This is a genomic window from Novosphingobium subterraneum, assembly GCF_000807925.1.
Classification (GTDB): domain Bacteria; phylum Pseudomonadota; class Alphaproteobacteria; order Sphingomonadales; family Sphingomonadaceae; genus Novosphingobium; species Novosphingobium subterraneum.
Genome location: NZ_JRVC01000008.1, coordinates 77,005 through 95,494, shown reverse-complemented (window position 1 = coordinate 95,494; position 18,490 = coordinate 77,005). Strand labels below are relative to the sequence as shown.

The following is an 18,490-nucleotide window of genomic DNA, read 5'->3' as shown; positions in this document are numbered from 1 at the left end:
AGCGGGACCCTTCGCCAATTCGGTAACCGGGCACGGCCTCAGGCAATTGTCCGCACCGCGAAAGCCGCCGCCGCCGCTCGTGTCTCGACGCCCAGCTTCTCGAAAACCTGCTCCAGATGCTTGTTCACCGTGCGCGGGCTGATCCCCAGGATCTCGCTGATCACCCGGTTGGGCTTGCCATAGCTGATCCACAGCAGAACCTCGGCCTCTCGCTGGGTCAGCCCATAACGGTCTCGCAGGCGCTCCAGGTCGGCGCCTTCGCGGATGAGATTCAACCGCACCAGCACCTCCCGCCCCTCGCCCTCGTCGCGACGTAAGGGTCCGACGAGGACCAGCTCGACGACCTGCGCCCCGGCCTCGAAACGCAAGGTCGCGTCCGGATTGTCACGCAGGGCCATCAAGCGGGCAACCGGCCCGGCAAAGTCCGGTGGCAACCGATCCCCGCCGCCCATCGACGCCATCAGGTGCTCCACTTGCGGCGTTGCCCAAAGCAGCTGCCCCGCACGGTCCACCGCGAAAAGATGCCTGCCGGTTGCGTCGAGAGCGGACCTTCCCGCCTGCGAGACCCGCGCGCCCGCAAGATGCACCCGCATCCGCGCCAGCAGTTCCTCGATCGCAATGGGTTTGCGGACATAGTCCACTCCGCCCGCGTCCAGCGCCCGGACTGCATGTTCGGTCTCGGTAAGACCGGTCATGAAGATCACCGGGATGTCCGCCAGCCGCGGCTGCTTCTTGATCGCTCGCGTCGTGTCGAACCCGTCCAGTCCCGGCATGATCGCATCGATCAGGATCAGATCCGGAGCAACGTGCTCCAGCAGCTCGAGGGCATTCTCACCATTCGTGGCGATCAGCACGGTCATCCCGGCCCGTTCGATCGTGTCGATCAGGAAATGCAGGGATTCGGGATTGTCGTCGACGACAAGCACGGTGTCGCGCCCGGCCTGCCCGGCAATGGTATCACTGAACATTGACGACGCCTCGTCGGAGGGCTTCGCGCAGGCCCTTGAAATCGAAGCATTCGAGACTGGAACGAAGGTGTGCGACGAAGCGGGCTGCATCGGGGACGGCATCCTCAAGCTCTGAGAGGCGGGTCTGGATCGCGCGGACATTGCCGATCCGCGCGAGGCTTTCGATCTCGGGTACAAAAGGCAGTGCTGCAGCCGGCAAGTGCAGTTCCACCGTCGCGGCAGCGGGCGATTTTCGCGGACTGCCATCCTGCACGGTCCAGGTCAGGTCCAACTGCCAGGAAAGCGCATCGAGCAGGCTGTCGAGTTCAATCGGCTTGGTCAGGAACATGTCGTGCGGATCGTGCCCGTCTCCGCCCCGCCTGAACTGGTGCGCGTCGGCCGAAACCATGACAATCCGCAAGGAACCGCCGTGCGCCGCTCGTAGCAGACCGGCCGTCTCCCACCCGGTCTTGCCGGGCATCGAGATGTCCATGAACACGATGTCGGGCCGCGTCGCCGCAGCCAGCGCGATCGCGGTGTCCCCGTCGCGCGCACCGGTAACCACAAAGCCCAGTGGCCGCAGCAGGTTCTCGATGACCGAAGCCTGCGCTGCATCGTCGTCAACTACCAGCACCCGGCGCCGCTCGCCTTCATACCCGGTAATGACATCCGCGCGATGGCTCTGCACCGGTTGCGTAACCGGCCGGGAAAGCATCAGCCGCAGGGCAAACCGCGTGCCCTCCCCCAGCGTGCTGTCGACGGTCAGGTCTCCGCCCATCACGTGCACCAGCGTCGAGGTGATCGCGAGGCCAAGACCTATCCCCGGCTGCCCCGCCACGGAATTGCTGTTCCCTCGCTCGAACGCGCCGAAGATACGGTCCATGTCCTCGGGCGCGATGCCGATGCCGGTGTCGATCACCTCGAACGTCGCGATCTCGCCGCGCCAGCCGATGCGGAAGGTCACCGAGCCGGCCGGCGTGAACTTGATCGCGTTCGAGATCAGGTTGATCAGCACCTGCCGCAACCGCTTCTGGTCGCCCCGCACGAACTCGGGCAGTTGCCTTGGCGTCTCCAGGCGGAACGTCAGCCCCTTGGCCTGCGCCTGCGGCCGGAACATGTTGGCGATTTGCTCGACGAACGCCGGAAGGCGGATCGTATCGCGCGACAAGCGCAGCACGCCAGCCTCGACCTGTGCAATATCCAGCAGCCCGTCGACCAGATTGGAAAGGTGCTCGCTCGACCGGCAGATGACCTTGCCCACCTCGCCCGGATTCAGGTCGCTCCCGCGCTCCAGCAATTGCGCGTAGCCGTAGATCGAATTGAGCGGCGAGCGGATTTCGTGACTCACCGAAACGAGGTAACGGCTCTTGGCGGCGTTGGCGTTCTCGGCCACCTCGCGAGCCTTCTGCAGCGCAGCGTCGGTCGCTTCATGCGCGACGATCTCCTGCTCCAGTTCCCCCAGATGCCGCCGTGTCTCGTCCAGCGCGGCCCGCCGGCTTTCATGCGCCAGCACGATGAACCAGGAGCCCACGCCCGACATGAAGAAGAACACCAGGAACACCGCAAACAGGATCGACCAGACGTGGGTCGAAAGCGCCGGATAGTAGCGCGCATACTCGCGTCCGATCAGGCCCAGCACCAGCATGTTGGCCAGCGTGAACGCTCCGGCCACGCCAACGAAATGCCCGGTGGTGGTGTGGACATGGCGCGCCAGGACGCGCGGCAGCAGGCGCTCGGCGATGTTGGTGAACTGCTCGGTGGCGCGGGCACCCTGCTTGCATGCATCGTGGCACCGCGTCTCCAGCGTGCAGCACAGCGAACAGATCGCGCCGGAATAGAACGGACAATGTGCAGTATCGGCTCGCTCGAACCTATTCTCGCAGATCACGCAGGCGACCCCCGCCGGAGCCCCGGCCTCTCTCCTGCGGGCAAGATAATAGCGCCCGTGCGTAAGCCCGGCGAGCAGCGGCGCGGCAAGGCATGCCACGACCAGCCCGATGACCGGCGAAAAGGCCTGCGCCACTTCCCCCGCAAACCCGAGCTGGCATACCGCCGAAGCGATCAGCGACAACAGCATCGCCCCGATGCCGACAGGGTTCACATCATAGAGATAAGCCCGCTGAAACTCGGGGTCGGCCGGGTTGAGCCGCAAGGCCCGTGACACCACAAGGTCCGCCGCGAGTGGTCCGATCCAGCTTGCTGCAAGGCTTGCATAGAGGATCATCACCACGTCGAACGAACGGGTGATGCCAAAGAACAGCAGCATGGCTGCCAGCCCGACATTGAACAGCAGCCAGACATGGCGGGAAGAGTACCCCTGCGTCAGCCGCGCAAACAGGTTCGACCACGCAACCGACCCGGCAAAGGCGTTGGTCAGGTTCGCACGCGTCTGACAGACCACCGCGAACAGCAGCACCAGCAGCACCCCCGCCTCGCGGCCACCTCCGATGGCGGCGAAAGCCTGCACGTGGATGCGACTGACTGATGCCGCGGCATCGGGCGCAATTCCCCGGCCAATCGTCCAGGCTGCCAGCACCCCGCCGATGGCCATTTTCAGGCCGCCAATCACGACCCAGCCCGAACCGCCGAGCAGCACCGCGCTCCACCATCGCTGCACCCCGATCTGCTCCGGCGGAGGCAGGAAGCGCAGGTGCCCGGCCTGTTCACCGATCCGCGGCAGCAGCGAGAGCATGACCGAAAGCGCAAAACCGAACGAAACGAGGGCAGAGCGTGGCGCGTATACCCCGTTGAACCCGCTCCACACGTCTCCGACGTCGCCAATGTTCCAGGCAATGTAGGCAACCGGCACCAGTTGCAGCGCAATCCACATGGGCTGCGTCCACGCCTGAAAACGTGCGATGAAACGCATGCCCTGGAGCGCCAGCGGCACCACGACGAAAGTCGCGACAAAGTAACCGAGCTCGAGCGGCAAGCCCGTCGCCTGCCGCAGCGCGTCAGCAAGGATGCTCGCTTCGAGCGCGAGCAACAGGAAGGTGAAGGTGGCGTAGATGAGCGTGCTGATGGTCGAACCGAGGTAGCCAAAGCCATTCCCGCGCGAAATCAGATCGACATCGATCCCTCGCCGCGCAGCATTCAGGGTTATCGGAAGACCGATCAGGAGCAGGATCAGGCAACCCGTAACAATCGCCGCAATGCCGACCTTGAGGCCGTACAGCACGGTGATGGCCGCTCCGATTGCCTCGTAGACCAGCGAGGAACTCGTCCCCAGCGCTGCTGCCACCACGCGCGAAGCCGGGCCTTCTCGCGCTTCCTCACCGGTATGGCGATGTGCGAAGTCATCGAGCGTCTGGACCGCCGCCCACTGATTGTAGGAGCGACGCTCGGGAACGATCGTGGTGGAGCGCGACATGCCCGATGCAGCCGCCCGTCCCGCAGAATCCAGCCTGGCTCGTTCCATGCAGGTGATAGTGGCCAAGACCGCGCCGTCAGAGGATGGGCCGATCTACGTACACCCAAAGGTGCGAACCCGCCCCGAAGGCCGCTGTAGTACGTCAAATGACCCATAGTCGCACGGCATGCAGCGGTTAGCTTCGCCCCATTCCGGATCGAATACCGGGGAGAAATGCATCGGCGCCGCGAACAGAGCTCAAGCCAGAGCCAGCGCTGCACCGATGCCGAGGGTGACTGAAGCCACAAGAGACAAAACAACAAAGTGAGGGTTTCATGACGTTTTCCCTGAAGCGCGCAGCGCTCCTTTCAGCCAGCGCGCTGGCCAGCATCGCGGCTCTTCCTGCTATCGCACAGGAAGCCCCGGCCGCCGACGGCGCCGAAGTTTCAGCCGAAGCTGACGCTGCAAGCGAGGGCGGCACCATCGTCGTCACTGCCACGCGCCGGGCCGTTTCTCTCCAGGATGTTCCGATCAACATCACTGCAGTCGGTGGTGCCGAACTGACGGAAAAGCGGATCGACGATGTCCGAGGCCTCGCAGCCTTCACTCCCGGCCTCACGATCCTCGACACCGGTCCGCGTTCTACCGGCTCGATCGTGATGCGCGGCCTTTCTGCCGCGGACGTCGGTGTGACCGGGAACAACTCCGACAACGCCGTCGCCATCTATCTTGGCGAGGTGCCGCTCTACCAGGATTTCAAGCTCCTCGACATTGCGCGCGTTGAAACGCTGCTTGGCCCGCAAGGCACCCTGTACGGCGTCGGAACCCTTGCCGGTGCCATCCGCTACATCCCCAACCGGCCGGACCCGACACGCTGGTCGGCCAGCTTCCACGGCCGCGTCTATGACGTGGCGCAGGCAGACGATCCCGGCTTCCAGGCTGACGCCACGATCAACATTCCGATCATTACCGACAAGGTCGCATTGCGCTCGACGGTCGGGTACTACAACGATCCGGGCTTCATCGATTATGTCGCGCTGTTGCGGGAACCGGGCGTCTCACTACCCCAGCCTGGCGGCCCGACCACGTCGCGCACCGATCCGCTCGGAACCCCGGAGCAGATTGCGGCCAACCTCTATACCTACAAGGATGCCAACTTCGAGCATACCTTCACCACCCGCAACACGCTCGCGCTGTTTCCCTCGGAAACCATTGGCATCTACATCAACTATGCTTTCCAGGACACGTCGACCAACGGTCGTCAGGTCAATGGCGCCGGCGTCTTCGGGACCGGTCGATACGAAGCGGTTTCGCGCTATCTGGAACCGTCAAGGCGCAAGGTCCACCTGGTCAGCGGCGAAGTCCAGATCGAGTTGGGCGACATTGCCCAGATGGTCTCGGCAACCGCCTATTCGCATCAGAAAATCCGCAGTTCAGCAGACGTTACCGACCTTCTGCTCGACCTCGATTATGGCTATGAACTGTTTCCGCAGTTCTCGGGCTTCACCCGCTCGGCAACCGACATCAAGCAGTTCAACCAGGAAGTGCGCTTCGTCTCGACGCACGGCGGACCGTTCAGCTGGGTGGTCGGCGGCTTCTACAACGAGCGCAAGACCAGGGGCACATACCGAGAAGTGACCCCCGGCCTGCCCGAATTCTACTTCGGCCCGGTAACCTATTCGCCCGCCTATCCCGAGCCGATCGAGTACGCGAGCTTCAACAACAGCAAGATCATCGAAAAGGCCATATTCGGCGAAGGCACCTTCGAGATCACGCCGCAGTGGCAGGTTACCGCCGGTGGCCGCTATTTTGATTATGATGCAAAGACGGACGGTGGCATTTCACTGCCTCTGCTCGAACCGGTACCGGTGCTGCGCTTTGATACGGGCGGCGGTGACTCTGGCCAGGACGGCGTGGTGTGGAAGTTCAACACGTCATTCAAGATCACGCCAGACCTGATGGTCTACGGGACCTACAGCGAAGGGTATCGCATCGGCGGTCCAAATAGCGTCCCGCCTTGCCCTGAAGACCTTGAAGACGTCCAGAACGCCTGCGCCTTGCCGAACGAACAGTTCTACGGTCCGGACAAGACCCAGAACAAGGAAATCGGCATCCGCGCCACGCTGTTTGGCGGCAAGCTTCAGACCACGATTTCCGGCTACCACATCAAGTGGGAAGGCATCCAGCTCGCCTCGCAAACGCAATACGGCATAGCCGGAATCACCGCCAACGGGGGCTCTGCGGTATCGAAGGGCATCGAAGCCACCTTCAATGCCAAGCCGGACGACGGGGTGACCATCACCGGCAGCTACTCCTACAATGACTCACGGTTGACCGAGGACGTGGTCGGCCTGCTGACAATCCGCAACCAGAACCTCAATCGGCGGCCCAAGAACATTCGCGTCACCGTCTTCGATGGCGATCGCCTGCCGGGCACGGCACGGCATACCGCAAGCCTCGGCATGACTTACGACATGAACGTTGGTTCCGACGCGGTTCTTTCGACCAACTTTACCGCCACCTACCAGGGCGAAGTCCTTTCGCGCATCGGTGGCCGCGCCGGGGGCGAAACCATTGCCGATTACCTCCTGGCCCGAGCGTCGATCGGCTACCGCCGCGACAAGTACGAGGTCCGCATCTACGCAGACAATCTGTTCAACACTTACGCAATATCGTCGGTCGGCGAAGACCGTTCGCGCCGCATCATAAACGATGGCATCGTCTCGCGCTATTACAGCAACTCGGTCATCGCCCCCCGCAAGGTCGGCATCGAGTACTTCCTGAGGTTTTGAATATCGGGCCGGTCTGTTTCAGCAGACCGGCCGCTTGTCCTGCCATGGACGCCAAGAGTTCCTGCGAAGACTGGGCCGCCCGTCGCAAGACAGGCGGCCCTTTTTTCGTCATCAACTCTGTCTGGTCAATCGAGCGGTATGCCATTCGCGGCGAAGAATTCCATGACCTCGCCAAGGTGCCTTTCATGGTCCCGCCACCGGCCAACCGATCCCGTATTGATCGGCTGGCGCACCTGTTGCGCGCTTGGCGTGGACACGGCTGCTTCGTTCCGGTGGAAGTCGAGGCAGGCCGGATCCCATTCAAGCCCGCAGTGAGTCAGCAGCTTGCGGGTCTCGGTCTCCTGATCCGCAACCAGCCATTCATAGGTAACCTCATGAATTCGGCCCGGAAAGCGCTGGCGCCAGAACGCCATCAAGCGCTGGAATAGCAGCACATAGCGCGCCGTGTCCATCAGATCGTAGGACCAGCGATAGTAGGGCGAACCCAAGGCGAACAGGTGCTTGTAGTTGCTCCACACACTGTCCATCGCCCCGCGCCGCAGACAGACGATGCTCGCATGCGGCAGCGCCTGGAGGATGTATCCTATGTACAGGAAATTCAAAGGAAACTTGTCGGTAAACCGGGGCCCGGAGGCCCCGGCATTCTGACGCGCACGAGCGAGATAGAGCTCTCCCATCTTCTGCGCCGAAACGCCTCGGCTCGCCTCCACTGTCGCCAAGTCGAGGACCAACCGCGATGATGTCCCGGACAATTGCTTCACCGCCAGCGGCATGGCTTGAAGCTCCCCGGCAGAAGTCACGTCGCCATGCGAGGACAGGATCCTGTCAACCAGGGTCGTGCCGGTGCGAGGCAGTCCGACGACGAAGATCGGTGCGTCGTCGAGGCGGCTGTCGGGGGCCAGTGGCAGGTCGCGAACGAAGGTGCGGCGGATGATCTCGAACAGCGCCTGATCGGTCTCGAACTGGTAGCCGAGGTGGGCCCTGTGCCTCGCGTTGGCCAGGGAGAGTTGTGCGTTTGCCTCGTCGAGTTGCCCTTCTGCCTCGTAGAGTTGGAAAGCGGCATAGCGCAGCCTGACTTCCTCTTCGGGATCGGGATTTTGCGACAAGGCAGCCGCAATCCGGGCGATTCCAGCCCCGGCGGAGGCTCGGCGCAGTCCTGCAAGGGCAAGATGCGCCCGGCCATGACCGGGCTCGCGCGCAAGTATGGCCTCATAGGCGCGGGCAGCTTCGTCAACTCGGCCGAAGAACCCCAGTGTGCTGCCAAGATTGAACTGGAATTCAATCACTTCCGGGGCAGACGCCACGGCCTTTTCGAACAAGGGCAGCGCCTCGTCATGCGCGCCAAGGCGGGCAAACACGCAGCCGATCGTGTCCAGCACCAGCGGCTCCGAACTCCCTGCATCTACTGCCTGCCGCGCCGCGGCAAGTGCATCGGCCTCCCGCCGGGCCAGAAGAAAAAATCTCGCCTGTTGAGCAAGATACTCGGCGTTGCTGGGTTCGGCTCTGAGCACTGCCCCAATCGCCTTCAGCGCATCGGCAACGCGCCCGCTCTCCGCCAGAGCAACTGCGACAACGAACCCGGCCTCGACGTCGTGCGGATTGGCCGCAAGCGCCTCTCCCGCCTTGACCAGAGCCTCGGAAATTCGCCCCGAGCCAAGCAGTTGTCGCAATGATGAACCCGCCGCCATAGTTGAAGCCTAGCTCCACGCACGACGGCAGGCGCTACGCAAATCGGCGCAGTTGCGGGCCGGGATTTCGGAACGGCAAACCTGCCCGAACGTTCACGTCGGGAACAATTCGGAGAACGACGATGCCAGCCAAATCAGCTGCCCAACAGAAAGCCGCCGGCGCTGCACTGTCGGCCAAACGTGGCGAGACCGACAAGGACGACCTCAAAGGTGCATCTCGATCGATGGAAAAATCGATGACCGAGAGGGAGTTGGAGGAGCTGGCCGCGACAAGTCGCAAAGGCAAGCCAGAGCACGTGCGCAAGGATTGATCGGTGGATCAGGCTTTCACCGCCGTTGCCAACCGGGTTTCCGGATGGGCCGGACGCCCCGCAACCTTCGTCATCGCGCTCGCCATCATCATCGGCTGGGGCTTGAGCGGCCCATTGTTCCAGTGGAGCGATACGTGGCAGCTCGTGGTCAACACCGGCACCACGATCATCACCTTCCTCATGGTTTTTCTGATCCAGAACAGCCAGAACCGCGATGCTGCCGCCATGCAGGCGAAGCTGGACGAGCTGATCCGTGCGGTAGACAAGGCCCGCGAAGGCTTTGTCGGCATCGAACATCTCACCGATGACGAGATCTGCCGACTGCGATCTGCGCTTGAACGCGAAGTTGGTGCATCGACCGACAAGCAGGGTACAGCAGACGAGACAGTGGAGCGACTGCTCGACCGAACCTGACCGGAGATGCGAATGCAGCGTATCGAGAGCGACAGCCTGGGCGAAGTGCGCGTGCCGGCCGAGGCCTACTGGGGCGCACAAACGCAACGCAGCATCGACAATTTCCCGTTCGGTTCAATGGAGCGGATGCCCTTGGGGGTGGTGCATGCGCTGGGTATCATCAAGCAAGCCGCGGCCCGGGTGAACCGTCGGCATGGGCTTGCCAGCAATCTTGCCGGCGCCATCGAGCAGGCCGCGGCCGAAGTCGCATCCGGAAAACTTGATGACCATTTCCCCCTGGTGATCTGGCAAACCGGCAGCGGAACACAGACCAACATGAATGCGAACGAGGTCATCGCGGGTCGTGCCAACGAGATGCTTTGCGGTGAGCGCGGCGGCAAGAGTCCGGTGCACCCCAACGATCACGTGAACATGGGGCAATCCTCGAACGATACCTTTCCCACCGCGCTGCATGTGGCGGCGGTGCAAGCGCTGAACGCCGAATTGGTCCCCGCCCTGAACAAGCTTTCCGGTGCGCTCGCTGGATGTGCGATAGCGTGGAAGGGTCTGGTCAAGATCGGACGCACCCACCTGCAGGATGCCACGCCACTGACTCTCGGACAGGAGTTTTCGGGCTACGCACAGCAACTCCGCAATGCGCACGATCATCTGCGACACATCGAGCTGCACCTGCTTCGACTGGCACAAGGCGGAACGGCGGTTGGCACCGGGCTGAACGCACCTGCTGGCTTTGCCGAAGAGATCGCTGCGGAAATAGCCGACCTTACGGGAAAACCCTTCAGCACGGCGCCCAACAAGTTCGAGGCGCTGGCTTCGAACGATGCGCTGGTCCAGCTTTCAGGAACCCTGTCGACGCTGGCGGTGGCGCTGACCAAGATTGCCAATGACATCCGTCTGCTTGCCTCCGGTCCACGCTCGGGCCTCGGTGAACTGGAGCTTCCGGCCAACGAGCCGGGCAGTTCCATCATGCCCGGCAAGGTCAATCCGACACAGGCCGAGATGCTGACAATGGTTTGCGCGCAAGTGATCGGGAACCATCAAGCCGTGACCGTTGGGGGAATGCAGGGGCACCTGGAGCTCAACGTCTTCAAGCCCATGATCGGGGCTGCGGTGCTGCGCTCGATGCACCTTCTGGCGGTCGGAATGGAAAGCTTTGCCAAACGCTGTGTCGAAGGGATCGAACCGAACCGACAGCGCATTGCGGAACTGGTCGAACGCTCGCTCATGCTGGTGACCGCGCTTGCCCCCGAAATCGGCTACGACAATGCCGCGAAGATCGCCAAGCACGCGCACCAGGAGAATCTGAGCCTGAGGGAAGCTGCGCTGGCCTTAAACCTGATCGACGAACCGACGTTCGATCGCCTGATACGTCCAGAGAACATGGTGTAACGGATTATTACCGCGCGCGGGAAAGCCTCACACGTCAGGAAGTGATTGCTCTGCGACTCCCCATCCTCGCAGCAGCTTGCCCTCGCTTCGCTTCAGCAGGGCGGCTGCGTCCGAAATAGTGAAAGCGCTGGCCTTGTCGAAATCGTCGAGTTCGTTCCAATCGATCGGCGCTGCAACCGGAGCATTGGCGCGTGCCCGGGCGGAATAGGGCATCACTGCCGTGCTGCCGCGTTGGTTGCGCAACCAGTCGACAAAAATTCGGCCCTTGCGCTTGGCCTTGCTCATGTTGGCAACGTAGTGCTCAGGGTCGGCCATACCGAGCGCCTTGGCAAAACGCTCGGCAAAGCTGGCGTGTGCCTCCCAGGAATGATCGCGACGCAGGGGAACGACGACGTGAACGCCCTTCCCGCCCGAAAGCATCGCAAAGCTTACCAGACCGAGATCAGACAGGCGTGACCGGATATCATTCGCCGCACGTTTGACGTCCGCAAAATCAAGTCCCTCGTCAGGGTCCAGATCGATGACCATGCGGTCCGGCGCTTCGACATCATCGGTTCGTGCGCACCACCCGTGGAATTCAATGGTGCCCATCTGGACGCAGGTGAGAATGCCCGCAGCATCGTCGACATAAAGATAGTCTTCGCTATCGCCATCCTTCTCGCGGATCGGGACATGATGGACATGTTCGCCGAACGAGCCGCTATCATGCTTCTGGAAGAAGCACTGCTTTGCCCTCCCCTGCGGACAACGCACGAGGCTGACCGGACGATTGGCGAGAAACGGGAGCATCGCTGGAGCAAGCTGAGCGTAGTAGTCTGCAAGATTGCCCTTGGTCTGCCCGCTCTCGGGAAAGATCACCCGCGAGCGGTTGCTTATCGCGATGATCTCCGTCGGGCTCTCGACCCGGACAGGTTTCTCTGGCATCACGTCCTCGGCCTTCTTGTCTTCGCGCAAGCCGACGAAGCTGGCATGGCGGACCCTGCCTTCGCCGGTGAACTCGGCAAAGGCAATTTCGGCAACGAGCACCGGTTCGAGCCACGACGCCCCGCGAGCTTCGGCCTTGGGCACTTCGAGCGCGCGGTCTTCTCGCCTCAGCGATTCAAAACGGGCGGCCAATTCATCAAGCAGTTCTTCATTGAACCCAGTGCCGACCTTTCCCTTGTAGACCAATACGTCAGCTTCTCGCTGCGCCAGCAGGAGCGACGCGAAGGGCCGACGGCGGGCATTCGATTTCGTCATGCCGACGATGATGAATTCCTGGCGGAGGATGCACTTGACCTTCAGCCAGTTTTGCGTCCGCTTTGGCAGATAGGGTGCGTCAGCCCGCTTGGCGATGATGCCCTCTTGCCCGGCGCGGCACATTGCCTCCAGCAGCTTCTCGCCCCCGCCAATGATGTGATCGGCGATGTGAATTGGCGGAGGAGCGTCGGCCAAGAGGCCGGCAAGCCGTTGCTTGCGCTCCACATTGGACAGCGGTTTCAGGTCCTCGCCGTCAAGTTCAAGGAGATCGAATGCATGGAAGGAAAGAGCATCTTCTTCGCCCTGTTCGCCATGGCCACGCTTCAGCACGGCTTGCAGGCGCGAGAAATCCGGGTTGCCTTCGGCGTCCGAGGCCGTGATCTCGCCATCGATCAGGCATGAAGGCAGATCGAGGCTTGCGAAGTGGCAGATCAGTGGGGAGAACTTCTCGGACCAATCGAGGCCACTGCGGGTGAACACCCTTACATTCTTGCCTTTTGCAGCGATGAGGGCCCGATAGCCGTCGAACTTGATTTCATGGAGCCACTGGCGTCCTTCAGGCACACTGTCGACCAATGTTGCAAGCTGGACTGGTTGAAACGCTGACAGTGGTGCGTTGCTGCGCTTCTTGCGCGGTGACTTGGCCTTGGACATCCGCGCATTGTGCTTGCTTGCCGCTTGCATCTCGGCCGCGAAGTCCGCTCCCCGCTTCCCCTTCAGCGAATGACTCGAACGTTTGTCGGCGGCGATTTCGGCCATGGTCCGCCCGGTAAGCACGCTGGTGAGCGCGCGTTCCACGAGGATATCTCCCTCTGCAGCAAACGCGTCATCGATCTTGCGCAGCAGCCAGTTTTCGCGCTTCTCGTTGCCCCGCTTCTTCAGGCGGATGAGAAGCCATTCGCCTTTCATCCGCTCGCCATCAAGACGGAAATGCAGATGTCCGTCTTCAAGGTCCTTCGCGCTTTTGCCCTCGATCGGTGCCCAGGTCCCGCGATCCCACAACATCACGGTTCCGCCGCCATACTCGCTTTCGGGTATGGTCCCTTCGAACTCGGCGTAGCTCAGCGGGTGATCCTCGGTCTGCACGGCAAGGCGCTTGTCCTCCGGATCTGGACTGGGGCCGCGCGTTACCGCCCAGCTCTTCAGTACCCCGTCAACTTCGATGCGGAAGTCCCAGTGAAGCCGCGTGGCGTCGTGCTTCTGAACGATGAAGAGGTTGCCAGTCTTGCTTGATGCCTTTTTGCCCGGAGGTTCTCCCGTGCGGGTAAAATCGCGCTTGGCGTTGTAGGCTGCGAGGGGATCGCGGGCGGCCATCACTCAAGCCCGCTTGCGGCGCGGTGGAGATGCGCGTTTGCGGGGTCTGCCCTCGTCGGCGTCTTCGTCGTCGTGTCCCAGCGATTGCTTGAGCGCTGCCATCAGGTCGATAACGTTGCCACCATGCGGAGCCTCGTCAGCATCGGGATCCTCGATAATGCGCTCACCCTTCGCCTTGATCTTCTTTTCGATCAGCGCGTGGAGTGCATCGACATAGCGGTCATGGAACTTGTCGGGCGCAAACTTCGCCGTCTTCTTCTCGATCAGGCTGGCTGCCAGATCGAGAAGCTCGGGGTCGGCGTCACGTGCGGGAATATCGCGGAACCAGTTGTGCGCGCGCTGGACCTCGTCAGCATAGCGCAGAACCTCGAGGATAAGTCCACGCCCGCACGGTTTGAGCGAAACGAACTGCTCGCGCCCACGGACCGAGAGTTGTCCCAGCCCGACAGTTCTCGTCTTTCTGAGCGCCTCACGAAGGACAATGTAGGCATCCTCTGCAAGGTCATCGGCCGGCACGACAAAATAGGGCTTTTCATAATAGAGCACATCGATTTCGTCCGAACCGACAAACTGGACGAGTTCGAGCGTCTTGCGGCTTTCGATGCGCACGGATTCGATCTCCTCGTCATCGAGCAGAACGTAATTGCCGCGTGATACCTCGTAGCCCTTCACGATCTCCTCGCGATCGACTGGACCGACGCCGGGCGCCACTTTCTCGTAGCGGATGCGCTTGCCGCTGGGTTCGTGGATCTGGTGAAAAGAAATGGCCGCACCGCTTCGCGTGGCCGGATAGATTTCGACCGGGATCGAAACCAGGGCAAGGCGCAATTGCCCTTGCCAGTATGCGCGAGCGGCCATGGCGGGCTTCCTTCCGGATCCTGACTGACGCGCGATGATGCGACAGCTTCGCTGGCTCTATGCGCGAATGGCGGATGCGGTTCCCGGAGGGAAGGAAGGGACGTTCAGACTTTTCGAGCGGCTTAGGTAATCAGACTTAGGCAGGTTGCGGAGAAAGAACGCCGGAATCCCGCCATTCCTAAAGCTTTTCCGGAAATTGTTAACCAGAAACCGGAACCCGACGTTGGCGGGCACCGATGCATGATGCCTGAGTGTTAATGGAGATTGTATCATGATTTCTGGCAGGATGGCGGCCTTGGCGCTCGCCGCGTTGGGTACGGTTGCCGCAGGCAGTGCGGTGCAAGCATCGCAAGGGTCCGCTTCGATCACGATCACCGGACAAGTGCCGTTGGTTTGCCGCGTTGCGGTGGACAACAGCGCCAGCGCAATGCTCAGCGCCAATGGCAACAAGAGCGAACTGCGCGAGTTCTGCAACAACGGTGCAGGTTACCGGGTGGTAGCGACCTATTCCAAGCAGCTTGCTGCGGGCCGACTGATCGTTGATGGCCGCACAATTGCCCTCGACGGTTCAGGCGAAGTCGTCATCAGTGACGTGAGCCACGCCGCCGCAACGACGCGCTCGATAGCGATTGAAGCTGACGGCAAGGCTGCTGGCTCGATCCGCTTCCGCATCGAGCCACGCTGACTTTCAGAGCGGGATGCTGCCGCAGTCCGTTGGTGCAACTGATCCAGCAACGAGCGGAGTGATCGTGACGACCAGGTTCTCCGAATAGTTCGGGGAGATCGCCTTGGTCGCTCCGCCATCGATCAGGGTTCCTTGCACTGGCAGACGGTCTTCGACCGCATCGCCAATCCCGGCGCGGGCGCATGTCTGGCTGATGGGCGACGTACTCGTGGGAGAACGGCTTTGCCCGAGGAAGCGGACGGAATAGCGGATCTGCTGGCTGCTGTCCGTCGTCGAGGCGCCACTTGGGGTCAGGACAAACGGCTGGGCATCGCCCGGCATGACGCCGAGCGTGACGGTGTAAGGCCCCGAGCTTTGCACGCGAACGTGGTTTGACGCAGAAGTCTTTACAGTGGGCGCCTGAACATTCGAAACTTGGGCAAGCTCGCCGAAATCTAGAGCGGTCCCAACGAAGCTAGCGCGAAGTGCGCTCAACACATTCACGTTGATCGAGATGGCGGCCGCACTGTCGATCGGCGTCAGGACATCGTTCAAACCGCCCGTGCCCTTGCAGACGTAGCGAATTCCGAACTGGATGAGGCCGCCAGCCGTCAGATCGACGTTGGCAGGTACGGTTACCCGCAGGTTGATCTGTAGCGTATCCGGCTGCGCAGCCCCACCGAACTGCACGGCAATCTGGCCGGTCTGAATATTGGAAATGGTCGGGAGATTGCTTGGCACCGCGTTGGAATCGTACAGCACGTCAAAGTAGGTACCGCCACCCGGCACGGTCGCCTGCACTTGATAGGCAGGGCTTCCCGCCGGCTTCGTCAACACGAAATAGGCTTCCTGCGTCTTCTTCCCGCCGCCTGCCGTAACGCGCGTAAGCGTCAGCGGAATATCGACCGACTGCAGGCCGGACGACGCAAACGGATCGTACTGGATGGACGTGCTTCCGCCGCTGCCGGTAACACCGCAGTTGGACTGAGCCTGGGCACTCTGGGCAGCAGTGATTATCAAAACAACTGCAGCCATCGCCAGAAAAGTGCGCAGGCGTGACATCACCGTCCAACTGTTCATTTCTTCTCTACCGCCTTTATCTCCCCGAGTTGGACAACTCCCGTAGCCTTCTGGGGGATTTCGATTTCGAATGTGGAGCGCGCAGCATCGAGCATTTCGACACGCCATTTTCCGGGCGCCAGTCCGGTCGCGCCGAAGCGGCCCTGGCGATTGGTAAACACGGTCTGCGCTGGCCGCTCGGGGTGAGCCACTTCCGTGGCCGTGCCGCTGACCAGTGACACCGGCTGGCCATCAAGATCGAGCATGATGCCGAGGGCTGTGACATTGTAGTCAGAGCCGACGGTGACGACGTATCCGCTGCGGTAGGACGGGAATACGCGGAAGGAACCTTGGCCAATGTCTGTGCCAGGAGGCGCATTCCGTACATCAAGCGGCACCGTGCGCTCGGAATAGGAAGGCAGGCTTGGCATCGTGGCCGAGCGCAAGCTACCGCTATTTGCAGCGTTGCCGAAGGTTGACGCGTCTACCACGATGTCGGCCTTGCCAAGGCTTCGGTGCGGCCGCACGATCGCAAAGCTGTCAAAGATGGGGCGGCCAAGCGAAACTGCACCATCGGCAAGGGCCAGCGAGGTGCCCAAGCGGAAAGTGCTGCGCTGGTTCTGACTGTCGCCGAAACCGCGCGTGTATGTTCCGAAGTGGCTAAAGCCAAGCTCTGCGCGATTGGCGAAATAATTGGCGTTCACCGAGACGCCTGCCCCGTTGTCCGAGCGTTCGACATCGGCTGTCACGTTGTAGCTGCCAACGCCGCTACCGCTTAGAGTCTGATAAGATGCGCGGAAGCGGTTGTCGCGGGTGTCAAAGTCGGAGCGGACAGTGGAATAGCGTCCCAGACGGACAATGAGCGAGACAAATCCGCTGAACTCCCGACCGAGCGTGTCTTCCTGGTAGCGCGCCTCTGCGTTCAGCGTTGCGCGGTCTGAAAACCGCCAACCCGCACTCAGGCGGTAGTTCTGAACGTTGGGCCTGCCAGTGCGGCCTTTGGAGAAGCGAACATCGGCGCCTCCGAAGAAGCTTGTGGTGAAGGCATGGGTGTAACCGCCACCCAGCTCGTACTTGTAGGGATTGTCAGGGAGGAAGAACGAGACCGGAGCGAAGCGGCGGCTCCGCCTTTCGACAAAGAGGTTGAAGGTATCGCCAAGGCCGCTCGGTCGCTGGATAAGGCGCTGGAACGTGGCGTTGAAGGCATGTCCCGACCCGACGCCGTCAACCTTGCTGAAAGATACATTTGTGCCAAGCGTGCCGAACGGCGTGCCGACCACGGCCTCGACCCCGCCCATCCGGCTATCAGCGTCAGCCTGAAAATTGACACCAACAGTCAATGCATCGGTCAGCCCTCGGCGGTAGTAGCCCGAGGCGATCCAATCATCGCTGTATCTGGGCCCGCGCGATCCGAGTGGAGCCTTCACGCCAGCGTAGAGGCCAAACTCGCTCAGGCCCTTGGCCAGCTGGGTCTGATCGACAAAAAGGTTGAACTGGACGACTTCCGTACGCCCCGTGTCGTCAAGAATATTCAGCCGAATATCATTGCCGCCCTGCGTGAATGGGAAGTCTCGCAGATTGTAGTTGCCTGGCGCCAGTTGCAGCCGGCGGACCTGCTGGCCATTGACGATGACCTCAACCGTAGACGCGCGGTCGAGGCGAAAAGCGCGGTCACCACGCGGACGCACGACTTGTTGAGGATTGAGGACGCTGTAGGACCGAAAGAACGAGATCCCGGCGATGTCCGGTGCAGACTGGAAACCACGTGCCTGCGCTTCAAGGTCGCCCGCAGAAATGCGCACCAGGTGCCGGGTGTCATCAAACACGAAACGACTGCCGAGCCTTTGGAAATCGCCACCCAATGCTCCCGGCTGCCAGATCGCATCGCTTTCCGCCACAATCGGGCCGAGGCGTAGCGCGCCATCGACAAGCATGACCGGTTGGCGCAGTCCCTGGTCAAACCCATCCTCCACCAGGTCTAGCGAACTCCGGAGATTGACATAGGCACTGAAGTTTGCCGGCTTCAGAAGTTCGCCAACACGCGATCGATCAAGCGCCGAGACCGAAACGGCCCGCGACGCGCGCCTCTCAGTGGGAATGCTGAATCGCAGTTCGAGCGTGCGTGGATCGTAATCCACGCCAATGCCAACAGGCGCCAGATCTTCTGCACTGACTTGCGTCTTGCCACCAAAGCTCGTCCGCAGACTTTCCAGCACGTCTGGCGCGAGCAACTCGGAAAGAAGCTGTACGACGCGAGCGGCCGGAAATGTCAGGCGGTCGTCGACATCGATCTGCACCGGAACGTCGCCGAGATAGCTCCCACCGTCCTTTGCAGGGACCGTCAGAACCACAGCGCGTCCCGTCGGATTGAGTTTCTGCGAGCGAAATGCCGGAGCGGGCAGTTGATCTGCCAGATTGGCCGCCGCCAGCTTTGTCGCTGGAGCCAGAGGAACGCGCATCCCGGCG

General features: G+C 61.8%; 12 protein-coding genes. 5 read left to right on the top strand and 7 right to left on the bottom strand.

What is annotated here, in order from left to right; all coding sequences use genetic code 11:
* Window positions 1-38 precede the first annotated feature (38 nt).
* Together NJ75_RS09775 and NJ75_RS09770 are read right to left on the bottom strand one after the other, a co-directional pair.
* Window positions 39-968 (bottom strand): response regulator transcription factor, encoded by a 930-nt coding sequence (locus NJ75_RS09775; protein ID WP_039333904.1) that lies wholly within the window; start codon window positions 966-968, stop codon window positions 39-41.
* Window positions 958-4,365, bottom strand: coding sequence for a hybrid sensor histidine kinase/response regulator (locus NJ75_RS09770; protein WP_236727115.1), 3,408 nt, complete (start codon window positions 4,363-4,365; stop codon window positions 958-960). Before NJ75_RS09770 ends, NJ75_RS09775 begins: the two co-directional genes overlap by 11 nt.
* Before the next feature lie 266 nt (window positions 4,366-4,631).
* Here NJ75_RS09770 and NJ75_RS09765 point away from each other — a divergent pair, with 266 nt between their 5' ends.
* The gene (locus NJ75_RS09765) at window positions 4,632-7,088 is read left to right on the top strand and encodes a TonB-dependent receptor (protein WP_039333901.1); all 2,457 of its coding nucleotides are present in this window, start codon (window positions 4,632-4,634) and stop codon (window positions 7,086-7,088) included.
* Window positions 7,089-7,213: 125 nt separating this feature from the next.
* On the opposite strand, the gene NJ75_RS09760 is transcribed toward NJ75_RS09765, so the two are convergent.
* Window positions 7,214-8,758: a tetratricopeptide repeat-containing sulfotransferase family protein gene (locus NJ75_RS09760; protein ID WP_236727114.1), complete on the bottom strand. Its 1,545-nt coding sequence runs from the start codon at window positions 8,756-8,758 to the stop codon at window positions 7,214-7,216.
* Between the two features lie 140 nt (window positions 8,759-8,898).
* On the opposite strand from NJ75_RS09760, the gene NJ75_RS09755 reads away from it, so the two are divergent.
* Genes NJ75_RS09755 through fumC form a run of 3 tightly spaced genes read left to right on the top strand, consistent with a single transcriptional unit; the run spans window position 8,899 to window position 10,890 of the window.
* A complete protein-coding gene (locus NJ75_RS09755) occupies window positions 8,899-9,087 on the top strand; it encodes a DUF3008 family protein (protein ID WP_039333899.1) in 189 nt (62 codons plus the stop codon).
* Window positions 9,088-9,090: 3 nt separating this feature from the next.
* Window positions 9,091-9,501, top strand: coding sequence for a low affinity iron permease family protein (locus NJ75_RS09750; RefSeq protein WP_039333896.1), 411 nt, complete (start codon window positions 9,091-9,093; stop codon window positions 9,499-9,501).
* A gap of 6 nt (window positions 9,502-9,507) precedes the next feature.
* A complete protein-coding gene (gene fumC, locus NJ75_RS09745) occupies window positions 9,508-10,890 on the top strand; it encodes a class II fumarate hydratase (RefSeq protein ID WP_039333894.1) in 1,383 nt (460 codons plus the stop codon).
* Window positions 10,891-10,917: 27 nt separating this feature from the next.
* Here fumC and ligD read toward each other — a convergent pair whose 3' ends face one another.
* Both ligD and ku read right to left on the bottom strand, forming a co-directional pair.
* On the bottom strand, window positions 10,918-13,443 hold the full coding sequence (gene ligD / locus NJ75_RS09740; protein ID WP_039333892.1) for a DNA ligase D: 2,526 nt from the start codon (window positions 13,441-13,443) through the stop codon (window positions 10,918-10,920).
* Between the two features lie 3 nt (window positions 13,444-13,446).
* Window positions 13,447-14,301, bottom strand: a complete 855-nt coding sequence (ku, locus tag NJ75_RS09735) for a non-homologous end joining protein Ku (protein WP_039333890.1) — start codon at window positions 14,299-14,301, stop codon at window positions 13,447-13,449.
* A 271-nt stretch (window positions 14,302-14,572) separates the two neighbouring features.
* Here ku and NJ75_RS09730 point away from each other — a divergent pair, with 271 nt between their 5' ends.
* Entirely contained in the window at window positions 14,573-14,986 is a 414-nt protein-coding gene (locus NJ75_RS09730) for a hypothetical protein (protein WP_156135756.1), read from the top strand.
* A gap of 3 nt (window positions 14,987-14,989) precedes the next feature.
* Here NJ75_RS09730 and NJ75_RS09725 read toward each other — a convergent pair whose 3' ends face one another.
* On the bottom strand, window positions 14,990-16,000 hold the full coding sequence (locus NJ75_RS09725) for a hypothetical protein (protein WP_156135755.1): 1,011 nt from the start codon (window positions 15,998-16,000) through the stop codon (window positions 14,990-14,992).
* Between the two features lie 41 nt (window positions 16,001-16,041).
* A complete protein-coding gene (locus tag NJ75_RS09720; protein ID WP_039334064.1) occupies window positions 16,042-18,483 on the bottom strand; it encodes a fimbria/pilus outer membrane usher protein in 2,442 nt (813 codons plus the stop codon).
* Window positions 18,484-18,490 lie beyond the last annotated feature (7 nt).